13 protein-coding genes and 1 pseudogene are annotated in these 15279 nt (G+C 70.6%); 6 read left to right on the forward strand and 8 right to left on the reverse strand.

Annotated elements, in window-relative coordinates:
• Window positions 1-21: 21 nt before the first annotated feature.
• The gene (locus tag ABZ887_RS42700) at window positions 22-1320 is read left to right on the forward strand and encodes an amidohydrolase family protein (RefSeq protein ID WP_361302892.1); all 1299 of its coding nucleotides are present in this window, start codon (window positions 22-24) and stop codon (window positions 1318-1320) included.
• A 320-nt stretch (window positions 1321-1640) separates the two neighbouring features.
• Here ABZ887_RS42700 and ABZ887_RS42705 read toward each other — a convergent pair whose 3' ends face one another.
• The 5 genes and pseudogenes from ABZ887_RS42705 to ABZ887_RS42725 form a co-directional block, all read right to left on the reverse strand.
• Entirely contained in the window at window positions 1641-2474 is an 834-nt protein-coding gene (locus ABZ887_RS42705; RefSeq protein ID WP_361302895.1) for an SDR family NAD(P)-dependent oxidoreductase, read from the reverse strand.
• A 54-nt stretch (window positions 2475-2528) separates the two neighbouring features.
• Window positions 2529-3386: an NAD(P)-dependent oxidoreductase gene (locus ABZ887_RS42710; RefSeq protein ID WP_361302898.1), complete on the reverse strand. Its 858-nt coding sequence runs from the start codon at window positions 3384-3386 to the stop codon at window positions 2529-2531.
• Window positions 3383-3526 carry a hypothetical protein gene (locus ABZ887_RS42715; protein WP_361303028.1) on the reverse strand — a complete coding sequence of 48 codons (144 nt, stop codon included), beginning with the start codon at window positions 3524-3526 and terminating at the stop codon, window positions 3383-3385. Before ABZ887_RS42715 ends, ABZ887_RS42710 begins: the two co-directional genes overlap by 4 nt.
• Window positions 3527-3903: pseudogene (locus ABZ887_RS42720) on the reverse strand (nuclear transport factor 2 family protein); the annotation flags it as partial.
• Window positions 3904-3906: 3 nt separating this feature from the next.
• Complete coding sequence (locus tag ABZ887_RS42725; RefSeq protein WP_361302901.1) at window positions 3907-4980, reverse strand: zinc-binding dehydrogenase; 1074 nt, start codon at window positions 4978-4980, stop codon at window positions 3907-3909.
• A 183-nt stretch (window positions 4981-5163) separates the two neighbouring features.
• On the opposite strand from ABZ887_RS42725, the gene ABZ887_RS42730 reads away from it, so the two are divergent.
• A complete protein-coding gene (locus tag ABZ887_RS42730) occupies window positions 5164-5727 on the forward strand; it encodes a TetR/AcrR family transcriptional regulator (RefSeq protein ID WP_361302904.1) in 564 nt (187 codons plus the stop codon).
• Between the two features lie 114 nt (window positions 5728-5841).
• Here ABZ887_RS42730 and araD read toward each other — a convergent pair whose 3' ends face one another.
• From araD to araB, 3 genes are read right to left on the reverse strand one after another with little or no spacing between them, the layout of a single operon-like run.
• Window positions 5842-6579 carry an L-ribulose-5-phosphate 4-epimerase AraD gene (gene araD, locus ABZ887_RS42735; RefSeq protein ID WP_361302907.1) on the reverse strand — a complete coding sequence of 246 codons (738 nt, stop codon included), beginning with the start codon at window positions 6577-6579 and terminating at the stop codon, window positions 5842-5844.
• A 56-nt stretch (window positions 6580-6635) separates the two neighbouring features.
• A complete protein-coding gene (gene araA / locus ABZ887_RS42740; RefSeq protein ID WP_361302910.1) occupies window positions 6636-8153 on the reverse strand; it encodes an L-arabinose isomerase in 1518 nt (505 codons plus the stop codon).
• A 56-nt stretch (window positions 8154-8209) separates the two neighbouring features.
• The gene (araB, locus tag ABZ887_RS42745; RefSeq protein ID WP_361302912.1) at window positions 8210-9907 is read right to left on the reverse strand and encodes a ribulokinase; all 1698 of its coding nucleotides are present in this window, start codon (window positions 9905-9907) and stop codon (window positions 8210-8212) included.
• 459 nt (window positions 9908-10366) lie between these two features.
• On the opposite strand from araB, the gene ABZ887_RS42750 reads away from it, so the two are divergent.
• From ABZ887_RS42750 to ABZ887_RS42765, 4 genes are all read left to right on the forward strand, one after another.
• Window positions 10367-11506: a LacI family DNA-binding transcriptional regulator gene (locus tag ABZ887_RS42750; protein WP_361302915.1), complete on the forward strand. Its 1140-nt coding sequence runs from the start codon at window positions 10367-10369 to the stop codon at window positions 11504-11506.
• Between the two features lie 359 nt (window positions 11507-11865).
• Complete coding sequence (locus ABZ887_RS42755; protein WP_361302918.1) at window positions 11866-13257, forward strand: extracellular solute-binding protein; 1392 nt, start codon at window positions 11866-11868, stop codon at window positions 13255-13257.
• Between the two features lie 91 nt (window positions 13258-13348).
• Window positions 13349-14287: a sugar ABC transporter permease gene (locus ABZ887_RS42760; RefSeq protein WP_361302921.1), complete on the forward strand. Its 939-nt coding sequence runs from the start codon at window positions 13349-13351 to the stop codon at window positions 14285-14287.
• A gap of 68 nt (window positions 14288-14355) precedes the next feature.
• Window positions 14356-15252 (forward strand): carbohydrate ABC transporter permease, encoded by an 897-nt coding sequence (locus tag ABZ887_RS42765; RefSeq protein ID WP_361303025.1) that lies wholly within the window; start codon window positions 14356-14358, stop codon window positions 15250-15252.
• Window positions 15253-15279 lie beyond the last annotated feature (27 nt).

Raw genomic sequence — 15279 nt, forward strand, 5'->3', positions numbered from 1 at the left:
CCCGAGCCCAAAGGAGCCCGCATGAACCGCGACGACATGATCCTCATCAGCGTCGACGACCACATCATCGAGCCGCCCGACCTGTTCGCGAACCACCTGCCGGACCGCTACAAGAAGGGCGCCCCGCGCCTGGTCCACCGCGAGGACGGCAGCGACGTGTGGCAGTTCCGCGACAACAGCGTGGGCAACGCCGCGCTCAACGCGGTCGCCGGCCGCCCCAAGGAGGAGTACGGCATGGACCCGCAGGGCCTCGACGAGATCAGGCCCGGCTGCTACGACGTCGACGAGCGGGTCGCCGACATGAACGCCGGCGGTGTCCTCGCCCAGATGAACTTCCCCTCCTTCCCCGGCTTCTCGGCCCGGCTGTTCGCCACCGAGGACTCCGACTTCTCGCTCGCCCTGGTCCGCGCCTACAACGACTGGCACATCGACGAGTGGTGCGCCGCCCATCCCGGCCGGTTCATCCCGATGGCCCTGCCGGCCATCTGGGACGCCGAACTGTGCGCCCAGGAGATCCGCCGGGTCGCCGAGAAGGGCTGCCACTCGCTCACCTTCCCCGAGAACCCGGTACCGCTCGGCTACCCCAGCTTCCACTCCGAGTACTGGGACCCGGTATGGCGTGCCCTGACCGACTGCGGCACGGTGATGAACCTGCACATCGGCTCCTCGGGCCGCCTCGCCGTCACCGCCCCCGACGCCCCGCCGGACGTGATGATCACCCTCCAGCCGATCAACCTCGTCCAGGCCGCCGCCGACCTGATGTGGTCCCGGGTGCTCAAGGAGTACCCGGCCATCAGGATCGCCCTGTCGGAGGGCGGCACCGGCTGGATCCCGTACTTCCTGGAACGGCTCGACCGCACCTACGAGATGCACGCCACGTGGACCCTCCAGGACTTCGGCGGCAAGCTGCCCTCGGAGATCTTCCGCGAGCACTTCCTCACCTGCTTCATCAGCGATCCGATCGGGGTTCGGCTGCGCAACGAGATCGGTATCGACAACATCTGCTGGGAGGCCGACTACCCGCACAGCGACTCCATGTGGCCGAACGCCCCGGAACAGCTGCACGAGGTGCTCACCGCCAACTCCGTGACGGACGACGAGACCGACAAGATGACCCACAGGAACGCGATGCGCTGGTACTCGTTCGACCCGTTCGCCCACATCCCCCGTGCCCAGGCCACCGTCGGCGCGCTGCGCAAGGCGGCCGAGGGACACGACGTGTCCGTCAAGTCCCGCAGCCACCAGGTCGTCGCCCCTGCGGACAAGCTCGCCACCTACCGGAAGAAGGCCCAGGCGGCACTGGCAGCGGCCGAGCAGTGAGGCGGGGCCGATACGCAGAGGGCAGGGCTGGTTTCCACTGGGTGCCGTCAGACGGCGGGAGTTCGTGACTCTGGAACCTCGCCCGGAGGAGAGGTGACTCAACGGTTCCAGGTGCCACCGGGGTACCCGGGTCCACCGGCTCCGAACATGTCGCGACCCGGGGCCGCGTTGTCGCGGTCGGCGTCCGCCGGACACCGGCCGACCTCGTGGCGACGTCCGCGGAGCCGATGCGGACGGCGCCGGCGGACGTACTCACCGCGGTACCGGGCGGCGTCGGCCTCAAGATCGCCGGAGCGCTCGCCCGCCACGGGCCGGGAAGATCATTCCGAGACGGATCTTCCGTGCTGTTCCGCTTTCCCTCCGGGCGCGGAAGCGCTCCGGCTCATCGCGAGTACCGCGTGGCGGCGGTTGAGTCCGCCGAACGGTGAGCCGCCGGTCGGGGTGCTGCTGCCGCAGATCCAGGTGGGACCCTCGGCCAGGTGGTCCAGCGCCTCCTCGGCGACGTCCTTCGGGTCGGCCGAGTCACCGTCGTACGCCCGTCCTTGTGCCTCTTCCGCGCGTCGCAGCGACGGGGTGTCGGTCCTGCCGAGGACGAGCCCGAGGACGTCCACCCCGCTGTCGCGCCACTCCGCCCACAGGCTTTCCGCCAGGATGAGATCGAACGCCTTCGTCGCGCCGTAGGCGGCGAGCGTGGCCCCACCCGCCCAGGCCGCGCCGGACGTCACCAGCACCATGGCCCCCCGTTTCCGGTCCACCATCGGGCCGCCGAAGCGGTAGGCCGCTTCCAGTACGGCGGTGCAGTTGCGGTGGACCAGTCCCAGATGGGTGTCCAGATCCCTGTCGAGGAACGCGACGCTTCGGTCGTCGCCACCGGCGTTGTAGACGAAGAGCCCGACCTCCAGGTCGGAGGTCGCGCGCGCGAGTGCGGCCAGGGCACCTGGCGAACTGAGGTCGAGCGCCACCGTGCGGGCCTCGACGCCGTGCCGCGTACGGATGTCGTCGGCGCAGGCCTCCAGTACGGGTAAATGTCGTGCCACCAGCACGACGTTCATGCCCCGGGAGGCCATCCCGTGGGCGAACGCGGCCCCGACGCCGTCGGATCCTCCGGCGACGATGCCCCACGGCCCGTACGTGCTCGTGAGAGGTTCAGCCATCCTGTGCTCCTCGTCCGGGGCGATCGGTCAACTGGAGGGGGGCGGAAGGGAAGTTCATGTGGAGGAGTCGCGGTCGGCCGAACGGAGCACTTTCCCTTCGACCGCGTCCGAGGACAGGACTCGCCCGATGATTCCGAGGTCCGCTCCCGCGTCCGCCGCGACCTCGCGCACCACGGTGATGTCCTTGCTCATCAGGTCCGCGAGACGCTCCGCGACCGTGTCGACCGAGCCGCCGCCGGCGACGACGCCGAGCGCTCGGCTGGCGCCGCTGCCGTGCTGCACGGCGGCCAGGATCGCCCGCTCCTCGATCCCCAGCGAGCCGGCAAGGCGAACCGCGTCGATCGCGAGACCCACCTGTGCCACGAACAGCGCGTTGTTGACGAGCTTGACCCACTGACCGTTGCCGACCGGCCCCACGGACATGACCGGCGAGGCATACGTCTCCAGCACGGGACGCATGGCGTCCAGCACGGCCTCGTCCCCGCCCACCCACAGGGTGAGCCGGCCCGCGGCGATGTCCTGCGGGCTGCCGGAGAGCGCGGCGTCGAGCACCCTGATCCCGCGGCTCGCGCCCGCCTCGGCGAGGAGTTGTGCGGTCGCGGGGGCGGAGGTGGTGTGCTGGACGAGCGTCGCGCCCGGTTTCATGACGGCGGTGGCTCCGTCCGAGGCTCCCGTACCCCGGGAACCGAGGCAGACCGATCGCACCTGCTCGTCGTTCAGCACGACGACGAACACCGCGTCGGCGTCGCGCACTGTTGCCCCGACCGTGTCGGCACAGGTCAGCCCGTCGGCCTCGGCCGTCGCCCGGGCCTTCGGGCGGCGTACGCACACGGTGACGTCGTGATCCGCGGCCAGCAGGCGGTCGAGGATCGGCCGGCCCATACGGCCCGGGCCGATGAAACCGATCTTCACTCGTCCTCCAGGCGGCCGCGGGGGCCGGGCGGCGTGAGCATTCCGCGGTGTTCGGCGCTGCCGTCGAGGTTGGCGTTGATGCGCTCGGTGATGCGCCAGCCCTGCGGGGTGCGCGCCCAGCGCCAGGTGTTCGCGGACACCTGGAACACCCAGAAACGGCCTGCCTCGGCGTCCCAGCGCAGATGCAGCGCATGGCTGCGGCCGGTGGCGCGGTCGCCGTCGACGACGATGTGGGGCGCGGTCAGGACGTGACCGCAGCCCTTGTGGATCAGGCTCTGGTGGCCGGCGCCGTGCCGACGATGTCGTCCCGGCCTTCCATGCGCAGATGGGGGAGGGCGTCGAAGATGCCGTCGTCGGTCCACAGCGCTGCCGCGGCCTCCCCCGAACCGCTGTCGACCGCGGGCCCGTACTGGGCGACGAGTTGCATGATCTCGACCTGGTCCTCCAGGGCGCGCACCTTCGTCGCCAGCGTCTCCACCGTGGCGCGCAGCTCGGCGAGTTCACCGGTGTCGCTCATCGGTCACAGCTCCCCGGGTACGACGACGCGGGCGGGGCCGTTCGCGTCGCGGGCCGCGTCGAGCGCGGCGGGCACGTCGTCGAGCGCGACGGTTCCTGCGCCGCCCAGCATCGGCGTGACATCGAGGCCGCCCGAGCAGACCGCTTCGAACGCCTCGTCCCAGTGGGCCATCGACGGGCCGCCGCCGAACTGGATGTTCAGGCCCTTCCGCTTCGCGGTCAGGGTGTGCAGGTGGTCGCCTTCGGGCGGCCCGCCGACGGAGAAGATGCGGGTGCCGGGCACACATCCCTTGATGATCGAGTCGAGGACGCCCGGAACACCGACGCACTCGAACACGACACAGCCCGGTCGACCGCGCAGCGCTGTCGTGTCCTGCACCGACCCGCCCGGCCCGCGGGCGTGGGCCACGTCGTGCCACGCCCCGTACGCCGAGACCGTGGCCGGATCGACGACCACGTCGGCCCCCATGGCCAGTGCGGTGGCACGCCGTGACGCCACGAAGTCCACCGCCACGACCGGGCCCACGCCAAGGCTTCTGAGCCGCGCGATCACCGACAGCCCGATGGCGCCGCAGCCGATGACGAGCGGTACCTCCTTCGGCGTCACCCGGGCGCGCGAGGCGGCTGACCAGCCGACCGACAACGCGTCGGCGACACAGACGATCCCGCTCGGGAGGTCCGAGTCCACGACCCGGGTGATGGCCTCGGTCACCAGGAAGTACTCGCCGAACGCGCCGGGCGACTCGGGGTTCTGCCCGATGATCCTTCGGCCGGCGGGGGTGGTCAGCACCGGCAGGGAGCTGACGCGCGCGCCGACGGGGATCCGGCGCTCGGTGTCCGGACCGTAGTCCACGACTTCGGCGCAGTACTCGTGGCCCATGACGATGTCGACGTCCTGGTCGTAGGTCGACATTCCGCTGTCGTCGTCGGCACCCGCCTCCGGATGGTCCATGAAGTGAAGGTCCGACGCGCAGACACCGCACGCGAGCGAGCGGACGAGGAGCTGGCCCGGTCCGGGAACAGGGTCCTCGATGTCTCGCACTTCGACCGTTCCGCCACGTAGCACAGCAGCACGCATCAGCGTCTCCTCCGCAGTCCGTTCTCCGGGACTGTAGCGCCACCGCGGGAATTACAGAAGACGGCCTCCTATAATCAAGGAAGGGCAGTCGGCTTCGACTGCCGGGCAGGACCTGGTCAGTGACTGTTCAATACAATCGCCGGCATGGAAGAGCCTCGCCGTCGCCCGGGCCGCCCACGTGACATGAGCATCAACGAACGGGCTCTCACGGCAACGCGCGAACTGCTCGTCCGACGCGGCTTCGACGCGACGACGATCCAGGCCGTCGCGGAGCAGTCCGGTGTGCACGCCTCGGCCGTCTACCGGCGCTGGCCGTCAAGGATCGAGCTGATCGAGGAGGCCACGTTCCCCGGGCTGAGCCCACTGAGCGTGCAGCCGACGGGGGATCTCCGGCGCGATCTGCGCCGCTTCATCGGTGCCTACCTGGCGGCCTTCGGCGCCCCGGCCGCGCGCGCGGCCGCGGCCGGACTCCTCGCGCACCATCAGGCCTCGGAGCGCGCCCGTTCACCGGAGCTGTATCTGCGGGTGTCGGCGCGGCCTCAGTTCGAGGACATCCTGCGCGCCGCTCCACCCGGCAGCGTCGACCCGGCCGTGGATCCGGACGACGTCTTCGACATGCTCCTTGCCGCGGTCCTGACCCGTACGCTGCTCTCGACCGTCATCGTGCGGACCCACCCCGTCGAGCGCACCGTCGAGATGATTCTCCGGCTGCTGCGGCCCATGGACCGGCCTGCGCAGTCGGAGTAGGGCCGCTGCGGCGTAGGGCCGTTGCGGCGTAGGCGGTGATCCGCTCGAAGCCGGTACTCGCGTGCGTCGAGAGCCTGCTGCCGGTGTTTCCAGCCGGGGCCGCGCCGATGGCGATCAACCCCGCGTGCGGGCCGGGGCCGTCACCTGCGGGTTGCCGTAGTACGCGCCGGGGCCGTGTTTGCGGGTGTAGTGGCGTTCCAGGAGATGGCGGGGCGGCGGGGCGGTGGGGATCAGGGCGAGGGTGTGGATGGCGATGTCGGCGACGGCTTCGCAGATGATCGCGTGTTCCAGGGACTTGCGCGCGCTCGCACCCCAGGTGAACGGGCCGTGGTTGGCGACCAGCGCGGCGGGTACCTCGGCTGCCGCCCGGTCGTCCGACTTCAGCAGATCCACGATGACACGGCCGGTGTTGTACTCGTAGTCCGTGGCGCACTGCTCCGCGGTGAGGTCCGGAGTGCACGGGACGGGGCCGTTGAAGGTGTCGGCGTGGGTGGTGCCCAGGACGGGAATGTCCCGGCGCGCCTGGGCGAAGGCGACCGCGTGGGTGGAGTGGGTGTGGGTGACTCCGCCGACGGAGGGGAACGCGAGGTACAGGCAGCGGTGGGTCTCGGTGTCGGTGGAGGGGCGCAGGTCGCCGTCGACGACCGCGCCGTCGGCCAGCCGTACGGTGACCAGGCTGTCGATGGAGAGGTCGTCGTAGGCAACCCCCGAGGGCTTGATGACGAACACCCCCGCCTCACGGTCGACTCCGCTGACGTTGCCCCAGGTCAGGGTGGCGAGACCGACCTGGGGTATGGCCAGATTCGCCGCCAGCACCTCCTGCCGCAGGCCGTCCCGTACGGTGAGGGTCATCGGTGCTCCTTGTTCTTGCTGCGGTGACGGGACGGTCCCGTCCGAGGGCGGGGTGCTCACAGCGACTGGTCGAGCCGGTGGTAGGCGGCGTTCCAGCGGATCTCCTTGGCGAACTGCTCGGTGCTCGTGTTCTCGTCGATGACGAGCAGTTCGACGCCGGTCATGGCGGCGAAGTCGGTGAGCGTCTCGATGCCGACGGCCGAGCTGAGCACGGTGTGGTGCGGGGCACCGGCGAGCAGCCAGCTCTCGGCGGATTCGGCGAGTGACGGGCGCGGCTGCCACACGGCCCTGGCCACCGGGAGCTGGGGCAGAGGCCGGCCGGGCGCGACCACGTCCACGGTGTTCACGGTGAGACGGAAGCGATCACCCAGGTCGGAGAGGCCGACGACCACGGCGGGGCCGGGGGCGGCGTCGAAGACCAGACGGACGGGGTCCTCGCGGCCGCCGATCGACAGCGGGTGGATCTCGCAGCTGGGGCGGCCGGCCGCGATGGAGGGGCAGACCTCCAGCATGTGGGCGCCGAGGATGCGCGGCTCGCCCGGTCCGAGGTGGTAGGTGTAGTCCTCCATGAAGCTGGTGCCGCCGGGCTGCCCGGAGCCCATGACCTTCATCGTGCGCAGCAGGGCGGAGGTCTTCCAGTCGCCTTCGCCGCCGAAGCCGTATCCGTCGGCCATCAGCCGCTGGACGGCGAGTCCGGGCAGCTGGCGCAGGCCGCCGAGGTCCTCGAAGTTGGTGGTGAAGGCGGTGAAACCGCCCTCGTCCAGGAACGTACGCAGACCGAGTTCCAGGCGTGCGGCGTACCGCAACGCGTCGTGGCGGACGCCGTCCGGCCGGAGAATGGGACGGACGTCGTACTCGTCGACGTAGCTCGCGGCGAGCTCGGCCGCCGCCTTCTCCTCGACGGCGTCGACGACCTCGACCAGATCGTTCACGCCGTAGGTGTTCACGGAGAAGCCGAACCGCAGCTGGGCCTCGACCTTGTCGCCCTCCGTCACGGCGACGTCGCGCATGTTGTCGCCGAAGCGGGCCAGCCTCAGGGTGCGCGAAGCGTGGCGGCCCGCGGCGGCCCGGCACCAGGCGGCCACGCGGCTCTGGACGCGGGCGTCGCTGGCGTGACCGGCCACGATCTTGCGGTTCACCCCGAGGCGGGACCCGATGTGCGCGAACTCGCGGTCCCCGTGGGCGGCCTGGTTGAGGTTCATGAACTCCATGTCGATGCTCGACCAGGGCAGCGACAGGTTGTACTGGGTGTGCAGATGGAGCACGGGCCGGTCCAGGGCGCTGAGCCCGGCGATCCACATCTTGGCCGGGGAGAAGGTGTGCATCCAGAGGATCACACCGACGCAGGTGTCGGAGGAGGAGGCCTCCTGGCAGAGCCGGCGGATGGAATCGGAGTCGGTGAGGACCGGCTTCCACACGATGCGCAGGGGGATCTCGGCGCTCGCGTCCAGCCGCTCCGCTATGCGCTGGGACTGGTGGGCGACCTGGGTCAGGGTCTCCTCGCCGTACAGGCCCTGGCTGCCGGTCAGGAACCAGATCTCGCCCGGGAGCTGGTACGTGGAGTCGCTCTCCATGAGGTGTCCTTTCAGAGGGGAGTGCAGGGGGCCGCGAACCGCGGGGAGTCACGCGTTCAGGCGGAGGCTTCGGCCCGGATCCGGCGCAGCCGGTGCATGACGTCATTGGCGCCACGACCGAAGTGGTCGTGCAGCAGCCGGTATTCGGCGTACAGACGGTCGTAGGCGGCGGCCCGGTCCGGGTCGGGCAGGTACACGCCGGGACGGGCACTGCCCATCGCGTGTGCCGCGGCCCGGATGTCGGGATACGCGCCGGCCGCGATCGCGGCGTGCATGGCCGCGCCGAGGGCGGGACCCTGCGCGGAGTCGATGACGCCGAGCGGGCGGCGGGTGACGTCGGCGTAGATCTGCATGAGCAGCGCGTTCCTGGTCAGTCCGCCGGCGATGATCAGCTCCTGGACCGGGACCCCGGACGACTCGAAGGCCTCGATGATGGTGCGGGTGCCGAAGGCGGTCGCCTCCAGCAAGGCGCGGTAGACGTCCTCCGGGCGTGTGGACAGCGTGAGACCCAGCACCACGCCGCTGAGATCGTGGTCGACCAGGACGGACCGGTTGCCGCTGTGCCAGTCCAGGGCGATCAGGCCGTGCTCGCCCACCCTCTGCCTCGACGCGAGTTCGGTCAGGTACTCGTGCGGGGTGCGCTGCATGAGCCTGGCCCGCTCGGCGTACTCGGCGGGGAACCCCGTGCGCAGGAACCAGGCGAAGATGTCACCGACTCCGCTCTGACCGGCCTCGTAGCCCCACAGACCGGGCAGGATGCCGCCGTCGACGACCCCGCACATGCCCGGCACCGTGCCCTTCCGGTCGGAGCTCATGACATGGCAGGTGGACGTGCCCATGATGGCCACCATCCGGCCGGGTTCGACCGCGGTGGCGGCCGGCGCCGTCACATGGGCGTCCACGTTGCCGGCACAGACCGCGATGCCCTCCGGCAGTCCCGTCCATGCGGCCGCTTCCGCCGTGAGCCGTCCGGCCAGGGAGCCGAGCTCGGCGACCGGCTGGTCCAGCTTGTCGGTCACGAAGTCGGCGAACGCGGGGTTCAGGGCGGCGAGGTAGTCGGCCGGGGGGTAGCAGCCGTCCTGGAACTGGCCCTTGTACCCGGCGGTGCAGGCGTTGCGGACGTACGTCCCGCACAGGCGCCAGACGATCCAGTCCGCCGCTTCGACCCAGCGGTCGGTGAGGTCGTAGACCTCCGGGTCCTCCTCCAGCAGCTGGAGGGCCTTCGCGAACTCCCACTCCGAGGAGATCCGGCCGCCGTACCGCTCCAGCCAGGGCTCCGCGCGCTCCGCGGCCAGGGCGTTGATCCGGTCGGCCTGGCCCTGCGCGGCGTGGTGGCGCCAGAGCTTGACGTAGGCGTGCGGGCGGCCGGAGAGTCCCCGCACTTCGCACAGGGGGGTGCCGTCGGAGCGCACGGGCAGGACCGTGCAGGCGGTGAAGTCCGTTCCGATACCGATCACCTGCTCGGGCCGAACCCCGGAACCGGCCAGCGCCTCGGGGACCGCGTGGCGCAGGACGCCGATGTAGTCGCCCGGCACTTGCAGCGCCCAGTCGGGGGGCAGCGGGGTTCCGTCGGGCAGCTCGCGGTCGAGGACCGCGTGCGGGTAGGCGTACTCGCCGACCGCCAGCTCCGCGCCGTCGCTCACCCGGACCACCACAGCCCGCCCGGAGAGCGTCCCGAAGTCCACACCCACGACGAACTGATCGGCGTGCTGGTGGTCCTTGTGTTCGACGGTCACCACGATGGCGCCCTTCATTCGATTTCATTCGATTTCATTCGATATTTCGGTCACTGGCCGGTGAGGGGAACCCACGACGCGTCACCGGGTAGTGAGCTGGGACTGAGGGGTGGTGTGGAGCCGGCGGATGGCTGACTGCGCAGTCATCACCGACTGCGCAGTCATGTCTACGCAGTCATATTTCGGCCGTCAAGAGGTCTCGCGCACGTTTCTCGCCGAGCCGATCCGGCGCCCCGGCCCATCGGGTGCCGCCGCGCGAGGGTGGGGTGTGCGAGCTGCCCGACCGGGAAGCAGCGCCCGGCGAACTCGTGCCGGGCGCGAGGTCGACGGGGTGTTCGCGGAGCGGTGCCGAACACGGGAACGCCATATGACGAATATGTTCCGCACTCTTGACGGACATCTTCTGACTGCGTAGACATGGCTGCGTAGTCAGGTCGTCGGGGCAACCGGCGCGGAACGCGGCCATCGGGAGACATCATGACGCCATCGGCAGGACGGGCCGGCGTCTCCGGCGCGCCCCGGAGCGTGGATGTGGCCCGGCTGGCCGGCGTGTCGCAGAAGACGGTGTCGCGGGTCTTCAACGACGAGGCGTACGTCTCGGCAGAGGTGCGCAAGCGCGTTCTCGACGCGGCCGACGAACTCGGCTACCGGCTGAACCACGCGGCCCGGGCACTGGCCTCCGGCCGGACCCGATCCATCGGCGTGGTGACGCTCGGGACGGCACTGTACGGACCCGCGTCACTTCTCATCGGCATCGAGCGGGCCGCCCGGGTCACCGGTTACGCGCTCCGTGTGGTCAACACCCTGGAGGGCGACCCGGGGGGCGTCGGCGGAGCCATCGACTCGCTCCTCGAACAGGGCGTGGACGGCATCGTCATCTCCGAGCCGATCGACGAGGAGGCGGACGGGGGAGCGGTCCCCACCGACGTGCGCGTACCGGTGCTGGTCCTGGGCGCGCCCGTGGCCACGACGGCCCCGGGCACCGTGGCCGCCGGCGTCGGCGCCGACCTGCTGGCACGGGCGGCCACCGAGCATCTCCTGGACCTCGGACACCGGACCGTCCACCACCTCGCGGGGCCGCAGCGCTGGTATGCCGCCCGCGACCGCCTGCGGGGATGGCGTGAGGCACTGGAGTCACGAGGCCGCGACGAGCCGTCGCTCGTCGAGGGCGACTGGTCCGCCGCATCGGGTTACGCGGCGGGCCGGGTACTCGCCGCGGATCCCGACGTGACCGCGGTGTTCGCCGCCAACGACGACATGGCCATCGGCCTCATGCGCGCGCTGGCGGAGGCCGGCCGCACCGTGCCGGACGACGTCAGCGTCGTCGGATTCGACGACATTCCGGTGGCCGCGTTCGTGACCCCGCCGCTGACCACCGTGCGTCAGCCGTTCGACGCCGTGGCCCAGGAGGGGCTGAGACTTCTCGTCCACGCCATCGAGAAGCCCGGCGCCGACCTGCCCCCGGCCAACGACCCGCCCGTCGAGCTCGTCCTTCGCGCATCGACCGCGCCCGCTCCGGCCCGGACCGATCCGGGCGGGGCACGGCGCTCCGCCACCCGCCCCCGTCGTGCCGCGAAGGCCACGCCCCCGAGTGGAGGTCCATCCGACCGTTCCTGATCGGCTTCAGCCCCAGTAGGCCCAGAGCACGGATTCCGGGCCGCACCTGTCACACCTGCGCAGCCGCCGCACAGGCCGCTGCCCGGTTCGCCCCTCCCTGCCATGCCGGCTCAGCCGCCCGCAGGGACTCGGGCACCGCACGTTCTCCTTCTCGCCGAGCGGGCCGCTGTATCGGCGCCTGCTCCGACCGCCCTCCCCCTCGTGGTCCGCCATCCGCGCTGCGAGCCGGGAGCAGCCGATGACGACGTGGCCTTCCCCGCACCGACCTCGAAGTCCCGGTCGTCACCTCCCTGCGTTCCCTTGCCCGGCATGCCGCCGCAGGCATGCCCTCACCTTCGCCCAACCGGCGGGAGTCCACCATGCCCAGATCCTTCGTCACGCCCTCCTCCCCGAGCCGTCGCGGATTCCTCGCCGCCGTGGGGGCGGCGACCTTCGGCGTCGCACTGTCCGCCTGCAGCGGTGGTAGCGGCAGCGGGGGCAGCGGCGGCAGCACCGCCAAGCCGCTGTCCCAGGCCGACATCGACAAGGCGATGAAGACGCCGACCGAACTCACCTTCTGGACCTGGGTCCCGAACATCGACAAGGAGGTCGCCCTCTTCGAGAAGAAGTACCCGGCCGTCAAGGTCAAGGTCGTCAACGCCGGTCAGGGCGTGGCCCATTACACCAAGCTGCGTACGGCGATCAAGGCCGGCAAGGGCGCCCCGGACCTGGCACAGGTGGAGTACCAGGCGATCCCCACGTTCACCATCACGGACAGCCTGCTGGACCTGAGCCCCTACGGCGCCACCGGCCTGAAGAGCGCGTTCGTGGACTGGACCTGGGCACAGGTCGGCGGCCCCAACGGTGAGATCTGGGCGATCCCGCAGGACACCGGCCCGCTCGGCATGCTGTACCGGCAGGACATCTTCCACAAGCACGGCATCAAGCCGCCGACGACCTGGGACGACTTCGCCGCCGCCGCGCGCAAGCTGCACAAGGCCGACCCGGACGTCTACCTGACCAACCTCGCGGCGAACGAGGCCGCGGCCTGGCACGGCCTGCTCTGGCAGGCGGGCGCCCACCCCTACGCCCTTTCCGGCAAGAGCGACATCACCATCGACGTGAACGACGCGGTCTCCAAGAAGCTCGGCACCTACTGGGGCGGCCTCGCGAAGGAGGGCGTCATCAGCACCGACCCGGACTTCACGGACGCCTGGTACGCCGGCCTCAACAAGGGCAGGTACGCCACCTGGATCACCGCCGCCTGGGGGCCGGCGTTCCTCTCCGGCTCCGCCAAGGCCACGGCGGGCAAGTGGCGGGCCGCCCCGCTGCCGCAGTGGGACGCGTCGAGCCCCGCGTCCGGGAACTGGGGCGGATCGACCAGCGCGGTCATCCGCTCGACCAAGAACCCCGTCGCCGCCGCGCAGTTCGCCCAGTTCCTCAACAGCGACCCCGCGAGCGCGAAGATGTTCGCGACCGAGCAGTCGTTCTTCCCCGCGACCAAGGCCCTGCTCGCCGACCCGTCCTTCGCCGGCGCCACGCCGTCCTTCTACGGCGGCCAGAAGGTGAACCAGGTCTTCGCCGGCATCGGCGACACGGTCAGCGACGACTTCCAGTGGCCCCCCTTCCTCGACCAGGCCGCCACCGACTGGACCGAGACCGTCGGAAAGTCCCTCGCCGACAAGACCGACAGCGGGGCCGCCCTCGACGCCTGGCAGCAGCGGCTCACCACCTACGCCAAGGGCCAGGGCTTCACCGTCAGGTCCGCGTGAGCGCCGGCGGGTCCCGGCTCCGGCCCCGGCGCTCGCCGCCCGGGCCGCGGGACCCGCGGCCGGCCCTCCCGACATCCAGAAAGGCCCGTTGATGACCGCCATGACCGCGGCCTCCACCGAGGACCCGCGCCGAGCAGGGCCGCAGCGCCGCCGGCTCGGTGGCCTGCGCCACGGTGCGGCAGGCCCGTTGTTCATCGCACCGTTCATGGTGCTGTTCGTGCTGCTGTTCCTGACCCCGCTCGGCTACGCCGCCTATCTCAGCCTGTTCCAGGAACGCCTCATCGGCGGGACGACGTTCGTCGGGCTGGACAACTACGTGACCGCCCTGAAGGACCCGCAGCTGAGGGAAGGTCTCCTGCGGGTCGCGGCGTTCTTCGCGATCCAGGTCCCCGTGATGCTGCTGCTGGCCCTGCTCTTCGCGCTCGCGCTCGACAGCGGCCTGCTGCGATTCGCCAGGGTCATCAGGCTCGGCATCTTCGTCCCGTACGCGGTACCCGGCGTCGTCGCGACCCTCATGTGGGGCTACCTCTACGGCCCCGACTTCGGCCCCTTCGCCCAACTGGGCCGCAAGCTCGACGTGCCGGTCCCGCACTTCCTCAGCGACACCTGGCTGCTGGGCAGCCTGGCGAACGTGGTGACCTGGGAGTTCGTCGGCTACAACATGATCATTCTCTACGCCGCGCTGCGGACCATACCGGGTGAGCTGTACGAGGCGGCCGCCGTGGACGGCGCCGGCGCCTGGCGCATCGCCTGGTCGGTCAAGCTGCCCGCGCTCCGGCCGGCGCTCCTGCTGACCCTGCTGTTCTCGGTGATCGGCAGCTTCCAGCTGTTCAACGAGCCCAAGCTGCTGCAGACCATCGCCCCCGACGTGATCGACAGTTCGTACACCGCGAACCTCTACGCCTACACCCTCGCCTTCACCGGACAGCAGGTGAACTACGCGGCCGCGGTCTCCTTCCTGCTGGGCCTGGTCATCGTGGTCTTCTCCTACGCCGTGCTGATCACCGCGAACCGCAGGAGGACCTCGTGACGGTCGTCTCCCAGTCCTCGACCCGGCGGCCCCCCGCGACCGCGCCCACCACAGCCTCCGGGGCCACCGTGTCCCGACGGGCGACCAAGGTCCCGCACGGGCGCCGCTCCCCGGTCCGACGCCGCAGCACCCCGCTGACGATCGTCATGCTGGCCGTACTCGCCTACTTCCTCCTGCCGCTGTTCTGGCTCGCCGTCGCCTCGACCAAGAGCACCCAGGACCTGTTCAACAGCTTCGGCCTGTGGTTCTCGCACAGCCCGCGACTGCCGGCGAACATCAGGCAGACCCTGACCTACGACGACGGCGTCTTCCTGCACTGGCTGCTCAACACGGTCCTGTACTCGGTCGGCAGCGCGCTCGGCGCCGCACTGCTGGCCACCGCGGCCGGGTACGGCTTCGCCAAGTACCGGTTCCGGGGCAACGGCACGGCCTTCAACCTGGTCCTCGGCGCCATCATGATCCCGACCACGGCACTGGCGATCCCGACCTACCTGCTCTTCGCGAAGGTGGGACTGGTCAACACCCCCTGGGCGATCGTCCTGCCCTCGCTCGTCAGCCCGTTCGGCCTCTACCTGATGCGCATCTACGCGGCGGACGCCGTACCCGACAGCCTTCTGGAGGCCGCTCGGATCGACGGTGCCGGAGAGCTGCGGATCTTCGTCCGGATCGCCCTGCGGCTGCTGGCACCGGGGCTGGTGACGGTCGTCCTCTTCACGCTCGTGGCGACCTGGAACAACTACTTCCTGCCGCTGATCATGCTCAACGACCCGAAGCTGTACCCCGTCACCGTCGGGCTCTCCTCCTGGGCGGCCCAGGCCCAGAACGGCGGGGCCGGCGCCAGCAGCGACATGCTCGCGCTCGTCGTGACCGGCTCGCTGATCTCGGTCATCCCCCTCGTCGTGGCCTTCCTGATGCTCCAGCGGTACTGGCAGAGCGGCCTGGCCGCCGGCGGTGTCAAACAGTAAGCGCCGCCGACCACACCCTGCTCCTTC

This window comes from Streptomyces sp. NPDC047061, from assembly GCF_040643955.1.
Taxonomy (GTDB): domain Bacteria; phylum Actinomycetota; class Actinomycetes; order Streptomycetales; family Streptomycetaceae; genus Streptomyces.